We start from the raw sequence: 14,432 nt of genomic DNA on the forward strand, positions 1-14,432 counted from the left end.
ATCCTTTTTACTATGTTCTTGCATTCACCGATGGTCTATTTTATCCTTCTAACAAAATAAAATATTTTCCTTATATGTTAAAATTATAGTAAACCTTGTTTTCTACCCCAAAACACCTCATTCCATCTCAATTCATTTTTGAACGATGCGACAGAAGTATGTTCATTAATCACTACACACTCCACACCGATTATTTCCGCAAAGTCTTGCAATTGTTCTGTTGTAACCGCAAATGAGAAACACGTATGATGCGCGCCGCCAGCTAAAATCCATGCTTCAGCCGAATCGCGCAACGATGGGCGCGGTTGCCATAAAATGCGGGCAACTGGCAATTTCGACATGTTGTGTTTCGGTTTTACCGCATCGACTTCATTGACAATGAGACGGAAGCGGTGCCCTAAATCGATCAGCGAAGCATTGACCGCCGCGCCCTCGCCGCCGTCAAACACGAGGCGGGCTGGATCTTCTTTTCCGCCAATGGAAAGCGGATGAACTTCAATGCGCGGTCGCGTTGCCGCTATCGTCGGACATACTTCGAGCATATGAGCGCCGAGAATCAGTTCGTTGCCCGGCTCAAAGTGGTACGTGTAGTCTTCCATGAACGACGTCCCTTTGCCATCGGCCATCACTTTCATCAATCGGACGAGGGCGGCTGTTTTCCAATCTCCTTCGCCGCCAAATCCATATCCTTCTGCCATGAGCCGTTGAACCGCAAGTCCTGGGAGTTGCTTCATACCATGCAAGTCCTCGAACGTCGTCGTAAAGGCGGTGAAGTTGCCATCTTGCAAAAAGGCTTTTAACCCAAGCTCAATCCGAGCCTGTTCGCGGATGGATTCGCGAACAGATCCATCTTGACGGCCGGCAGGTACCATGTCATACAGTTCGACGTATTCATCAAGCAGTTCGTTAATGCTTTGTTCAGAAACACCACGAATCGATTGCACTAAATCCCCGACACCATAACCATTGACCGACCAACCGAATTGAATTTGCGCTCCCACCTTGTCCCCTTCCGTTACCGCCACTTCACGCATGTTATCACCGAAACGAGCCACTTTGAGCTGGCGGCTTTCCGCAAAGGCGATGGCCGTCCGCATCCATTTCGCCAGCCGCTCCCGGACTTCTTGGTCTTCCCAATGACCAACAACCACTTTCCGGGCCACTCCCATTCTCGCACCGATAAATCCGTATTCCCGGTCACCGTGAGCCGATTGGTTTAAGTTCATAAAGTCCATATCGATGCTGTCCCATGGAATATCACGGTTAAACTGCGTATGAAGATGCAATAATGGTTTTCGCAACTCCAACAGGCCGCCAATCCACATCTTCGCTGGCGAGAACGTATGCATCCAAGTAATGACTCCGGCGCATTGTTCGCTCGCATTCGCCTCAAGGCAAACGTTCCGAATTTCTTCTGGCGTTGTTACGACCGATTTGAAAACGAAGGAGAACGGGAACACGGAATCACGATTCAACTCATTGACGATCGTTCTCGAATGCCCTTCCACTTGTTGTAATACCTCTTCCCCATATAAATGCTGACTTCCTGTCACAAACCAAAATTCATAAGGACGTAATAATAACACGATTCTCCCTCCCTATTCACGATAAACTTATAGATTCTTTCACCGCCCGTGCGGTCTCTTTCCAATGTTTAAGCCGCTTCATCACATCGTTTTCCCCACGGCCGAAGTAGTTATGCAATTTCGTATATTCTTGATACAACTGCTCGTACATTGCCACATTCTCCGGAATCGGTTTGAACGTCTCTTCACGCACTTTTCCCATGTTTCGCGCCGCCTCAACGATTGATTCATAACCTCCGTTCTCTTTGCCGGCCGCGACCGCCGCGAACATAGCAGCTCCTACCGCTGGAGTTTGCTTCGACGCTGCAATTTTAATCTCACGGTTGGTTACATCGGCATAAATTTGCATGAGTAAATTATTTTTTTGTGGCAATCCGCCACATGCATACAGCTCATCCACATTGATACCGCTTTCAACAAAGGCGTCGATAATTTTCCGTGTACCGAAGGCCGTTGCTTCAAGCAATGCACGGTAAATTTCTTCCGGTTTCGTCAGCAACGTATAACCGATGATCAACCCGGTTAAATCCGTGTCGACCAATACTGAACGGTTTCCGTTCCACCAGTCTAAAGCGAGCAGTCCTGTTTCCCCCGGCCGATAGGCAGCGGCTCGCTTTTCAAGCCACTCATGGACACTAACTCCCTCTTTTTCCGCTGCTTCTTTCACATAAGCCGGAACGCCTTGTTCGACATACCAAGCAAAAATGTCCCCCACCGCCGACTGGCCGGCTTCGTAACCGAAATATCCGGGAATGATGCCGTCTTCCACAACGCCGCACATGCCTTCGACGTATTTTTCTTCTGTGCCCAGCAGCATATGGCAAATCGAGGTTCCCATCGCCATCACCAGTTTGCCTGGCTCGACGACTCCGACGCCTGGTACGGCCGCATGGGCATCGACATTTCCGACGGCGACAGCTGTTCCCGGAAGGAGGCCCGTCATAGCGGCCATTTCGTTCGTCAGCACGCCTGCTCTCGTACCAAGCGGAACGATCGGGCCGCGCAGTTTCGTGTCTGTCAAGTGTTCCAGCCGCGGATCGAGCGCTCGGAAAAACTCCTTGCTCGGATAGCCGTCTTGTTTATGCCAAATCGACTTATAACCGGCCGTGCAGCTGTTGCGGACGATATTCCCAGTCATTTTGAAAATGACCCAGTCAGTCGCCTCCAGAAAAAGGTCAGTTTGCTCATAAATCTCCGTGTCTTCGTTTAAAATCTGCCAAATTTTCGCAATCATCCATTCGGATGAAATTTTTCCGCCGTATCTCGGCAAAAATGCTTCGCCTCGTTTGGCCGCAATTTCATTGAGCAAGTTCGCCTCATCCTGAGCGGCATGGTGCTTCCACAATTTCACCCAACTGTGCGGACGGCTCTTGAATTCTGGCTTTAGACAAAGCGGCTCGCCAGAAGCATCAACCGGCAGCATCGTGCAAGCCGTGAAATCGATCCCCACCCCGATGACATCAGACGGACTCACTCCAGACTTTTGCAAAACGGCCGGGACTGCAGTCGCCAACACTTCGATATAATCACCAGGGTGTTGCAGCGCCCAGTCTGGTTCTAGTTGTACGTTCGATTCCGGTAACACTTCATCAATGACTCCGTGAGGATACGGGGTGACGTGGTCCGCAATTTCGTTCCCTTCCAGATCAACGAGAACGGCGCGTCCCGATTCCGTCCCATAGTCGATACCAATGACGTACTTTTTCCCCATCTCAGTTTTCCTCCCTTATTGGCCATAGTAAGCGTTTACGCCATGCTTGCGTAAATAATGGCGGTCAAGTAGCGACTGGCTGATCGGCTGTGCATTTGGATTGAGCATGTACGTTCTTGCCGCCATTTTCGCCACTTCTTCCAAAACGACAGCATTGTGGACGGCATCGGCCGGATCTTTGCCCCAAGCAAACGGTCCATGTCCATGCACCAAAATGCCCGGTACTTGTAGCGGGTCGAGAAACCGGAACGTTTCGGTGATTACTTTGCCGGTTTCAAGTTCATACGCCCCTTGAATTTCCTCGCTGGTCATCGGCCGGGTGCATGGAATTTCGCCATAAAAATAGTCAGCATGCGTCGTCCCTAGCGCTGGAATCCCTCTTCCAGCCTGTGCCCAAATTGTTGCCCAAAGGGAGTGAGTATGGACAATCCCACCAATCGAAGGAAAAGAACTATACAATACTAAATGGGTTAACGTATCCGACGATGGTTTTCGTTTCCCTTCTACAACCCTACCCTCTAGATCTACAACAACCAAATCATCCGTTGTCATTTGGTCATACGCTACTCCACTCGGCTTAATAACAACAAGACCTCTTTCCCGATCAATGCCACTCACATTTCCCCATGTAAATGTCACTAACCGATAGCGAGGCAGTTGTAAATTTGCATCTAGTACTTGCCGTTTTAACTCGTCAAGCATCTCCTCCACTCCCTAATCAAAAAAATCTTATCACCTCCATTATAATTTTGTACGTACATTTTTTCTACGGTTTTTTTAAAAATTGTTAGAACATTTTTATATATTTTTCGCCGAATCCCTAACAATCAATTCTGGTTGATAAACAATATCTTGTACTTCTCCGTTTTTCTCAAGCATCTGAATAAGTGTTTCCGCTGCTTTTATCCCCATATCTACTTTCGGATGACGAATAGTCGTCAACTTTACTTCAGTTGCTGTTGCGAACGTTGAATCATCAAATCCAACGATAGAAATATCATCGGGCACATGTAGTCCCAATTGGCGAATCACTTCCAATATCTTAATTGCTAACTCATCATTGTAACATACAATCGCCGTCACTCTTTCCCCTCTACCTTGTCGCAAAAAAGAGCGAGCTATTTCTAAAGGTTTCGTTTCCTTTTCTTCAGTTGTATAAACAATTAAATGTTCAGAGGATAGAGGTAAATTATACTCCTGATGGGCACGAATAAATCCTTTTAGCCTATTAGTCCCTTGTAAATCATCCGTTTTGAAAAAACCTGCAATTCTTCTATGACCAAGCTGTATTAAATGCTCAGTAAGCAAATAGCCACCCTTTTCATCATCCATTTTAATGACAGGACAACTCATCTCTAAGTAACGTTCGTTAATCATGACGTATGGAATATGTAAATTATTTAGTGCTAGATAGTAAGAAAGATTAGGATTGCCTTGGGCACTTTTAGTTGGCTCGATGATAAGCCCACTTAACGGTTGCTGAATCATCGTCTCCAAATGGCTCCTCTCTTTCTCTTTATCATTATTGGTACTAGCTAACAATAATCGATATCCTTTTTCACGCAACGTCTCTTCCGCCCCACGAACAATATGTGGAAAAATATAATCAGAAATGTATGTCGTTAAAATCGCCACTGTTTTCACTTCTTGTTTTCCTATTGAATTGGGCTTAGAAACGAACGTCCCACTCCCTTGAATTTTATATAACCATCCTTCATTTTCTAATTCACCTAATGCTTGTCTAACCGTGTGTCGGCTTAGTTGAAACTGGTTCGCAATTTCATGTTCTGTCGGTATTTTTTCATTAGGGCTTAGCTTCCCTGATTGAATCCAAGCTAAAATTTCTTGTTTTAATTGCAAATATTTTGGCATACTTTTTTCTTTCATAACGCTCACCTCGTTAACATATTGACGCTACCTGAACATATTAAATAGCCTACACCCATTATATCAATTTTTATTTGTACGTATATATTTGATAAAAAAACCGACTCTGTTCGAGTCGGCTCCTGTTAATCAAACGTAATTTCTTTCACTTTTTCTTCATCGAGACGCCTAATGACTTCGACTAGTAGTTTTACTGTTTGTTCGTAGTCATCGCGGTGAAGAAGGGCAGCGTGAGAGTGAATGTAGCGCGTTGGGATGGAAATGGTGAGCGCTGGAACGCCGCGCATCGTCATATGGATCGCACCAGCGTCTGTTCCACCGCCTGGCATCGCGTCAAAACGGTATGGAATGTTCATTTCTTCTGCGACACTAATGACAAATTCACGCAATCCTTTATGAGAAACGAGCGTTGCATCGTATAAGACGATATGTGGGCCCCCGCCAAGTTTCCCCATAGCATCTTTTTCTGATACACCTGGTGTGTCGCCAGCGATGCCGACGTCTACCGCAAACGCAATATCTGGTTCAATCGCAAAAGCGGATGTTCGCGCCCCGCGCAAGCCTACTTCTTCTTGTACGGTTCCGACGCCGTATACGACGTTTGGATGCTCAACATCTTTTAATTGCTTCAGCACATCGATGGCAACAGCGCAACCGATGCGGTTATCCCATGCTTTCGCAAGCAACATTTTTTCATTGTTCATGACCGTAAATTCAAAATATGGCACAATGGCATCGCCAGGGCGCACCCCCCACTCGACTGCTTCGTCACGGCTCGAAGCTCCGATGTCAATAAACATATCTTTTATTTCAACAGGCTTTCTTCTCGCTTCTACAGGTAAAATATGTGGCGGCTTCGATCCGATAACACCTGTAATGTCGCCTTTTTTCGTCACGATCGTCACGCGCTGAGCAAGCATGACTTGCCCCCACCAGCCACCGAGCGGTTGGAAGCGAATAAAACCTTTTTCATCAATTTGCGTCACCATAAAGCCTACTTCATCTAAATGACCGGCAATCATCACTTTTGGTCCATTTTCTTTTCCTACTTTTTTCGCAATGAGGCTCCCAAGACGATCAGTCGTCACTTCATCCGCATACGGAGCGATGTACGACTTCATTACTTCGCGTACTTCTCGCTCATTCCCTGGAACACCTTTCGCATCCGTTAACGCTTTCAACATCGTTAACGTTTCATCTAATTTTTTCACGTATGTCACTCCTCTCTATGTACAACACTCATTATACTAAACATTTTGACAGTTGTTAATAATTGTGACTTTGCCGTTCATGATTCACTTCGTTTTTTGCGACATACGCTCGTTCGATTTGCTCAGCAGTGAATTGAAGCGCATGACCAAGCTGTGCATACGCATACACTAATCGATCGTATGCTTGTTTGTCCATCTTTTCGCGAAACATCTGAACGGTCTCAAATACGCGTAAAAATTGCTCAACAAGCGGTTCGCTTTCTTCAACGTTTGGCCATTGAACATGCTTATCAAGAGAAAGGTCTAGTCCGAGCGATAAAATAAAATGAAGACCGTCGACATATTCCTCTAAAATCGTTTCGTCGGCCGCTTTCGGTTTTGAGCTCCAAAATTTAAAACAGCGTGTTTCATTCGCGAGTTCTCCAATTTCAACAAGAAGAGCTAACAACTTGCGCTCGACTAAACGTTCACCACGCAATCCCCGTTCTGTCTCAATTCGCTCATCCAATTGCCGTTGCATAGAAAATAATGTTTGTAAATCCATTTTTCTCCCCCCTCTTACAAAAAATGACCATCCCCTCAAGGGAGAATGGTCATTTCTTTTATTACTTGTTTAAGTTTTCTTTTGCGATGTTTGCAAGTTGTGTGAATGCTGCTGCATCATTTACTGCTAAATCAGCAAGCATTTTGCGGTTTACTTCGATTCCTGCAAGCTTTAATCCGTGCATTAAACGGCTGTAAGAAAGACCGTTCATGCGCGCTGCAGCGTTAATGCGCGTAATCCAAAGTTTACGGAAATCGCGTTTGCGTTGGCGACGATCGCGATACGCGTACATTAACGATTTCATCACTTGTTGGTTTGCTACTTTATATAAACGATGTTTTGAACCGAAATATCCTTTTGCAAGTTTAAGAATTTTTTTACGACGTCTGCGTGTGACTGTACCGCCTTTTACACGTGGCATAACATTTCCCTCCTAAAATTATTTTACGTTATCTAACAATTGACGAATGCGTTTGAAATCGCCTTTTGATACAAGTGTTGCTTTGCGAAGTTTACGTTTTTGTTTTTGTGTTTTATTTGCGAATAAGTGGCTAGTGAATGCGTGTGAACGTTTTAATTGACCTGTTCCTGTCTTTTTGAAACGCTTCGCTGAGCCTTTGTGAGTTTTCATTTTTGGCATAAGGTGTTCCTCCCTTTTGTTATTTGTCGTTTTTCGGTGCTAGCACTAAAAACATGCTGCGGCCATCCATTTTTGGAGCCGTCTCAACCGTACCAATATCCGCGCACGCTTCAGCAAATCGATCAAGCACACGCTGACCAATTTCTTTATGCGTAATCGCACGTCCTTTAAAGCGAATTGTCGCTTTCACTTTATCTCCTTTTTCAAGGAACTTCCGCGCGTTGCGCAATTTTGTGTTGAAGTCATGTTCTTCGATCGTTGGGCTTAAACGAATTTCTTTCACGTTGATTACTTTTTGCTTTTTGCGCGCTTCTTTTTCTTTCTTCTGTTGCTCGAAACGGAATTTACCGTAATCCATAATGCGACATACTGGCGGTTTCGCATTTGGTGCAACCATCACTAAGTCTAAGTTTAAACGCGCTGCAATTTCTAACGCTTCTTGTTTCGTCTTAATCCCAAGCTGCTCGCCGTTCGGATCGACTAAACGAACTTCACGTGCCCGAATGTTTTCATTAATAATAAAATCTTTGCTAATAACTAGCCACCTCCACGGTTTTTTCAAACTTGTTTGTTAAAGCAGAACGCACACAACAAAAAACGTGTGGGCACAATACACCCACACGTCTCACTCACAACATTTGTTTTGTCATGAACCTGTTAACAGCCCTACGGCGTCCATCAGGTGAGAAGCGGGTGCTTCTGCTTGTGTCAAACAAGTATTTATTTTTACTCTAACATATATACCATAAACGGGAATACATTGTCAACTAACGTTCGTTTCTCACAACAAGTAACACTATAACAAACATCGAAAAAAATTGCAACTATTTATTTATGCGTTTCTTTTGTGATGAAATCAACAAACGCATCAAGCGGCATCGTTTCGCTCTTTTGTTCCCCGTATTTTCGCACGTTTACCGCTCTTTCACTTACTTCGTTATCCCCAACAACGAGCATGTACGGGATTTTTTGCATTTGCGCTTCACGAATTTTATAGCCGATTTTTTCTTCACGCTCATCGACTTCAACACGAATACCTGCAGCTTGTAGCGCATGCTTCACCTCATACGCATAGTCCATATGGATAGATGGAGCGACTGGAATCACTTGTACTTGTACAGGTGCTAGCCATGTTGGGAACGCTCCTTTGTACTCTTCAATTAAAAAGGCAACGAAGCGTTCCATCGTCGATACGACACCGCGATGGATGACAACCGGACGATGCGGTTTTCCGTCTTCACCGATATATGTTAAATCAAAACGTTCCGGCAACAAGAAGTCAAGCTGAACAGTCGATAACGTCTCGTCTTTTCCTAGCGCCGTACGCACTTGAACATCTAACTTTGGACCGTAAAACGCCGCTTCACCTTCCGCTTCGTAATAGTCAAGCCCAAGCTCGTCCATTGCCTCTTTTAGCATGCTTTGTGCTTTTTCCCACATCGCATCGTCGTCATAATATTTTTCTTTATCTTGCGGATCGCGATACGATAGACGGAATGAATAGTCTGTTAAACCAAAGTCTTTATATACGTCTAAAATTAAATTCACGACGCGCTTAAACTCATCTTTAATTTGATCTGGGCGCACGAAAATATGTGCATCATTCAATGTCATGCCACGCACCCGTTGCAAGCCTGTAAGCGCTCCTGACATTTCGTAACGGTGCATCGTACCGAGCTCTGCGATACGAATTGGTAACTCGCGATAGCTATGAATTTTATGTTTATATACCATCATATGATGTGGACAGTTCATTGGGCGTAATACGAGCTGCTCATTATCCATCTCCATCGGTGGGAACATGCCATCCTTATAATGATCCCAATGGCCAGACGTTTTATATAATTCCACGCTACCAAGCACCGGTGTATATACGTGCTGATAACCGAGCGACAACTCTTTATCGACGATGTAACGTTCGATCGTTCTCCGAATCGTCGCACCTTTTGGAAGCCAAAGTGGCAATCCTTGTCCAACTTTTTGTGATGTCATAAATAAATCAAGTTCTTTTCCGAGCTTCCGATGATCGCGCTCTTTTGCTTCTTGTAAAAGACGTAAATATTCGTCTAAGTCTTCTTTTTTGAAAAAGGCTGTTCCGTAAATGCGTTGCAACATTTTATTTTTACTATCGCCACGCCAGTACGCGCCTGCTACACTTAACAGTTTGAACTCTTTTATTTTTCCTGTGGACGGCACGTGCACCCCGCGACAAAGATCGAAAAATTCGCCTTGTTCGTAAATAGAGACAACTTCTCCTTCTGGAATATCGTTAATCAGTTCAATTTTTAACGGATCGCCAATTTCTTCATAGCGACGAATTGCTTCTTCACGGCTTACTTCTTTACGAACGATGTCTAAGTTTTCTTTTACAATTTTTTTCATTTCTTGTTCGATTTTTGGTAAGTCTTCTGCTGTAATTGGTACATCGACATCAATATCATAGTAAAAACCATTTTCAATAACAGGTCCAACGCCAAGTTTTACATTTTTATATAGTCGTTTCACCGCTTGCGCCATTAAGTGTGCTGTGCTATGACGCAAAATATCAAGCGCCTCTGGCATATCTTGTGTAATAATTGAAATGGCGCCATCTTCTTCAATCGGTGTGCGTAAATCGATCATGCGCTCATTTAGCTTTCCTGCAATCGCTTTTTTCTTCAGTCCTAGGCTAATGGAAGCTGCAATGTCTTCCGTTGTCACTCCTTTCGGAAACTCCTTTACTGCTCCATCTGGAAATGTAATTTTTACTACATCCGCCAAAGCTATTCACTCCTTTTTTAAAAATAAAAAAACCCGTCCCAAAAACGAGGGACGAGTTGGTTTCGTGGTTCCACCCTTCTTCCCGCTTATACGAATAACAGCGAGCGTATAAACGGCTTCATTTCGATAACGGCGCAAACCGTCAGCAATTACTAAACGGGTAATCGTCCCATTGTTCACTGCTGAAGTTTAGAGGTGGTAAGTGCATTTTTCGTGTTAGGAAGGTTTCAGCCTATGCCTTCCCTCTCTGTGAACCGTAAAAATACACCCATGTCCTCATCATCACTTTTGACCTTATTCATTATGTATGTCATTATAAGCATATTTTTTTGGAAAATCAAGAGGTGTTCGAAGCTCTATTCGCTCTTGAAACACATTTTGAATCGTTTGAATCATCCCTACATCTGTGGCATCTGTATACATATATATTTTTTCCGGTGCCATCGACACGAGCGGTGCTAATACAGATGTATCAATGTACATCGGCTGACTCACCATGAGACGACGATCAATAAACTGCTTTAATTGTTGAGAAGATAAGTGAAAAAAGCAATCGTCGAAAAATTGGAACGTATCATTTTCATATACTAAATGAAGGACGTTCATTTGTGGCTGTCGTGATGAAACAATTTCGCGCAACAATTGCACGAACGCTTGATATTCTTGTTCTAGTTTGTATTCATCAATCGCTAATTCAACATAATGCATAAGCCGATCATAATATGGCTTTAAACGAAAAGTCATAAGCGACTCAAATGAAAATACGCCTTCATGTAAACATTCATGTAGAGATTTAGCAATAAGTTGTTCGCGCGGCGTACTCATTTTTTTTCCGAGACGATAGTCGTACCTTTCCCCGTCAATAAACGAGTAAGTAAGCTGTAAAATTTGTTGTTGTTCTTCTTCATTTTCATAAAAAAACGTGCGTGAAATAATTGATAAAATCCAACGTGCTTCAAATGCACGAATGATACATGAAGTCAAAATCGGAATGAATAATGCCCGCATGTACGACGCATCTGATTCATGAAAAAAAATGGTTATTGTCTTATCATCATAAAGTAACTTCCCATATGGTTGTGGTGCTTTGTTTAATTCCGTAAATAACCGTTGTGCATCTTGCCCATCTTGAAATACGATATAAATCAACGGTGCCCCCCCTTTTCCAAAAACATGCTTGTTTTATATATATGGGGAACACCGAACGTTTATCACATTTCGATTCGTCGATTTTTTCCTTTCATTTCGATCGGAGTAGCTAAATAGACAATTCGCTCAATCATTCGCGCCGCTTTCACTTGTTCTTCTTCTCCTCGTTGTGAGTGGGCAAGATGATGCGTCAGACGTTTTAAATCGAAATTTGATGTAAAACATGTCGGTAAATGTTCAAGCATGCGATATTGTAAAATTGGTCCGAGCACCTCATCGCGCCACCAGCTTGACATAAGTTCTGCCCCTAAATCATCGAGCATAAGCACAGGGACTTGTTTTGCGTATTCAATCGTATCTTGAAACGCATCCGTTTGAAGCGATGATTTTAATGAACGAACAAATTCCGGCACGTACACAAGAAATGAAGCAATATGTCTTTGAGCTAATTCATTCGCCATCGCTGCTAACAAGTATGTTTTTCCTACTCCAAATGACCCATATAAATATAGCCCTTTTATTCGTTTACCTACTTCATACGTCGATGCAAATGTATTCGCAAGTTCAATCGCTTCAATACGCCCAAGATCGTCCGTTTCTAGCTTATCAAATGATGCTTGTAACATATCACGCGGGATAAACAAACTACGAATGAGCGACTGTTGTTTTTTTCGTTCATCTTCTTGCACTTTGCGAGCACAGCGCTCGTATTGCACATCAATGTTTTTCCCTTGCCAAATTAAATGTGGTGTATAACCTTTCAGCAAATTAGGACACTGTTCTAAACTTGAACAATGCTCACAATGTTTACTTTGTTGTACAAACTCATACAATTTGCCAAGATGGCGATTTAACATCGCATCTGTCACATCATGACCACGTAAAAACGATTGAACGTGTGGATCGTTTAAAATATCGCGTTTCATTGCCTCATATCGCTCTTTAAAATCATGACGATTCATCAAATGGTGGATAGTTTCCCGAATTGGTTTCATCATTTATCCCCTAACTTTTCGGCTTTTTCAACCGTTCTTCCAACTCGCGCCGTTTTTGTTCTAGCTCTTCTTCCGATTTCATTTGTTTTCGTTCAAATTGTGAATAGTCTGTTTGTAACCAATCTGGCAACATCTCAGTACGAATCGGCTTTTTCGACCCTTTTTTCTCTTTTTCTTTCATAAATGTTTCGTATTCACGCGCCTCTTTTTTCGCCAATTCCATCGCTTGTTTGACCGTACGCACTTTTTTTCTCGCCCATGAACTAGCAATTTTTTCTACATATTTTTTCGGAAGCTTCATATCTGTACGTAACATGACATAATAAATAAGCACATTCATGACGCCTGGTGGCAGTTTTTGCTTAAACATCATTTCTTCAATTAGCTGCAAATCTGCTAACGCTGGTTCAGCTCCACCAGAAAAGTCCATAAGTAACTGTCTCGGTGAAACGGTTTCGAGCTGTTTCATTAAATATTCTTCTTCGTTTTTTGGTTCGACATGCGCCATCGTCCGCTCCGCTAACGGTTGCACGCGATCATATAGCCGCGGAAGCGCCTCACCACGTTCAAATTGATACCATTCTTGCGCCGCTTTTCTTAATGCTTCGATATCAATTTGTTCTGCGGGATCGATGACGCTCATCACAATTTTTTGCATGTCAAGCGGGCCAATGCCATATAAAAAAGCTAGCTTTTTGATCGCATCTTTCACTTTTGCAGTAATCGCACGACGTGGGACGAGATGATGAGACAGTCCTGCATAAAATGCGTCAAAATCAAATATATCATCTTGCATCGTATACATCGCTTGTTCTTTTCCTATATACTGATGCCCGTCTTGTAGCGTTACTTCTTGTTTCGCTTCGTCGCCTAACTTATGAATCATTTTTTCAGGCTGGATCGATGAAAATACATCGTGAAATGAGCGCGTCACAGGTACAAAAGAAGTGCGATCGATAGCACGATCAGAAAAAAACTTTTTCAACTTTTGAAATTTCGTTTTTCCTACACGATCATATAAAAATACATTTAACACACCATCAGTGAAAAATTGTTCTGGTGTAAGGGGAAGGCGAAGCTCGTAAATAAATACGCGTTCATCATCTGCATTCGTTCGCTTCATATACGTATTTAACAACCCGATTCCCTCAAGTTTTAAACGTTCAGCGTATATCGTTGGCAAACTGCATTGCATAATTGCCATTAAACTATGGTGTGTCGTCTCTTCACTCCATAAGCGTGTTTGCTCAAGTTCGCTCCATAACGTCATATATAAACTATACGCTTGCGCACCAATTAACGGTTGATATAAAAGTGTCAATACTTTCCGATCTAGTTCACTTAAAACACCATTGCCGTGGACAATATATCGGTCGACCGCAATTAATTCCTTCCAACTATATTCCATATTATCGACCTTCTTCATATGAAAAAGAGCATATTATGCCCTTTCTCCTTGTTCTTTTTTAATTAATTCTTTTAATTCCTCGATAAAGACATTTAAATCTTTAAACTGGCGGTATACAGAAGCAAAACGAACATAAGCGACTTCGTCAATTTTGGACAATCGTTCCATCACCATTTCACCGATCGTTTCGCTTTTCACTTCATTGATCCCGCTATTGCGCAACTCTCGTTCAATTTGTTGCGTGACTTCCTCTAGCTGTTCAAGCGCAACCGGTCGCTTTTCACACGCTTTAATAAGACCACGCAAAATTTTTTCACGGCTAAATTCCTCTCGCGTTCCTTCTTTTTTCACAACAATTAACGGTGTTTCTTCCACCCTTTCAAACGTTGTGAATCGAAAATGGCAACGTTCACATTCACGACGGCGACGAATAGAACGCCCTTCATCAACAGGACGCGAGTCGAGCACACGCGTTCCGTTGTGGTGACACGACGGGCATTTCATATGTATCAGCTCCCTAGCAGTAATTTTACTTTTATAG

General features: G+C 43.2%; 14 protein-coding genes and 1 other annotated feature. All 14 genes read right to left on the minus strand.

Annotation, left to right across the window (positions count from 1 at the left end; genetic code table 11):
* Positions 1-83 precede the first annotated feature (83 nt).
* The gene (gene araA, locus LD028_RS16910) at positions 84-1,586 is read right to left on the minus strand and encodes an L-arabinose isomerase (RefSeq protein ID WP_237812460.1); all 1,503 of its coding nucleotides are present in this window, start codon (positions 1,584-1,586) and stop codon (positions 84-86) included.
* 16 nt (positions 1,587-1,602) lie between these two features.
* Positions 1,603-3,297 (minus strand): ribulokinase, encoded by a 1,695-nt coding sequence (locus tag LD028_RS16915; protein ID WP_237812461.1) that lies wholly within the window; start codon positions 3,295-3,297, stop codon positions 1,603-1,605.
* Between the two features lie 15 nt (positions 3,298-3,312).
* Positions 3,313-3,999 (minus strand): L-ribulose-5-phosphate 4-epimerase, encoded by a 687-nt coding sequence (gene araD, locus LD028_RS16920; protein WP_237812462.1) that lies wholly within the window; start codon positions 3,997-3,999, stop codon positions 3,313-3,315.
* Between the two features lie 96 nt (positions 4,000-4,095).
* Positions 4,096-5,184, minus strand: coding sequence for a GntR family transcriptional regulator (locus LD028_RS16925; protein WP_041637944.1), 1,089 nt, complete (start codon positions 5,182-5,184; stop codon positions 4,096-4,098).
* 125 nt (positions 5,185-5,309) lie between these two features.
* Positions 5,310-6,395 carry a M42 family metallopeptidase gene (locus tag LD028_RS16930; RefSeq protein ID WP_237812463.1) on the minus strand — a complete coding sequence of 362 codons (1,086 nt, stop codon included), beginning with the start codon at positions 6,393-6,395 and terminating at the stop codon, positions 5,310-5,312.
* Between the two features lie 55 nt (positions 6,396-6,450).
* The gene (locus LD028_RS16935; RefSeq protein WP_237812464.1) at positions 6,451-6,939 is read right to left on the minus strand and encodes a dUTP diphosphatase; all 489 of its coding nucleotides are present in this window, start codon (positions 6,937-6,939) and stop codon (positions 6,451-6,453) included.
* A gap of 61 nt (positions 6,940-7,000) precedes the next feature.
* Positions 7,001-7,360, minus strand: a complete 360-nt coding sequence (gene rplT / locus LD028_RS16940; protein ID WP_003397837.1) for a 50S ribosomal protein L20 — start codon at positions 7,358-7,360, stop codon at positions 7,001-7,003.
* 18 nt (positions 7,361-7,378) lie between these two features.
* Entirely contained in the window at positions 7,379-7,579 is a 201-nt protein-coding gene (rpmI, locus tag LD028_RS16945; protein WP_003397838.1) for a 50S ribosomal protein L35, read from the minus strand.
* 19 nt (positions 7,580-7,598) lie between these two features.
* Positions 7,599-8,141: a translation initiation factor IF-3 gene (infC, locus tag LD028_RS16950; RefSeq protein ID WP_006323512.1), complete on the minus strand. Its 543-nt coding sequence runs from the start codon at positions 8,139-8,141 to the stop codon at positions 7,599-7,601.
* A 25-nt stretch (positions 8,142-8,166) separates the two neighbouring features.
* Positions 8,167-8,290 (minus strand) — a sequence feature (ribosomal protein L20 leader region).
* Positions 8,291-8,407: 117 nt separating this feature from the next.
* Positions 8,408-10,339 (minus strand): threonine--tRNA ligase, encoded by a 1,932-nt coding sequence (gene thrS / locus LD028_RS16955; protein ID WP_237812465.1) that lies wholly within the window; start codon positions 10,337-10,339, stop codon positions 8,408-8,410.
* 294 nt (positions 10,340-10,633) lie between these two features.
* A complete protein-coding gene (gene ytxC / locus LD028_RS16960) occupies positions 10,634-11,488 on the minus strand; it encodes a putative sporulation protein YtxC (protein WP_237812466.1) in 855 nt (284 codons plus the stop codon).
* 62 nt (positions 11,489-11,550) lie between these two features.
* On the minus strand, positions 11,551-12,483 hold the full coding sequence (gene dnaI / locus LD028_RS16965; RefSeq protein WP_237812467.1) for a primosomal protein DnaI: 933 nt from the start codon (positions 12,481-12,483) through the stop codon (positions 11,551-11,553).
* Between the two features lie 10 nt (positions 12,484-12,493).
* A complete protein-coding gene (locus LD028_RS16970) occupies positions 12,494-13,891 on the minus strand; it encodes a replication initiation and membrane attachment family protein (protein ID WP_237812468.1) in 1,398 nt (465 codons plus the stop codon).
* A gap of 33 nt (positions 13,892-13,924) precedes the next feature.
* Positions 13,925-14,395 (minus strand): transcriptional regulator NrdR, encoded by a 471-nt coding sequence (gene nrdR, locus LD028_RS16975; RefSeq protein WP_077429315.1) that lies wholly within the window; start codon positions 14,393-14,395, stop codon positions 13,925-13,927.
* Positions 14,396-14,432 lie beyond the last annotated feature (37 nt).

Source organism: Anoxybacillus sp. LAT27, assembly GCF_022030075.1.
Taxonomy (GTDB): Bacteria; Bacillota; Bacilli; order Bacillales; family Anoxybacillaceae; genus Anoxybacillus; species Anoxybacillus kestanbolensis.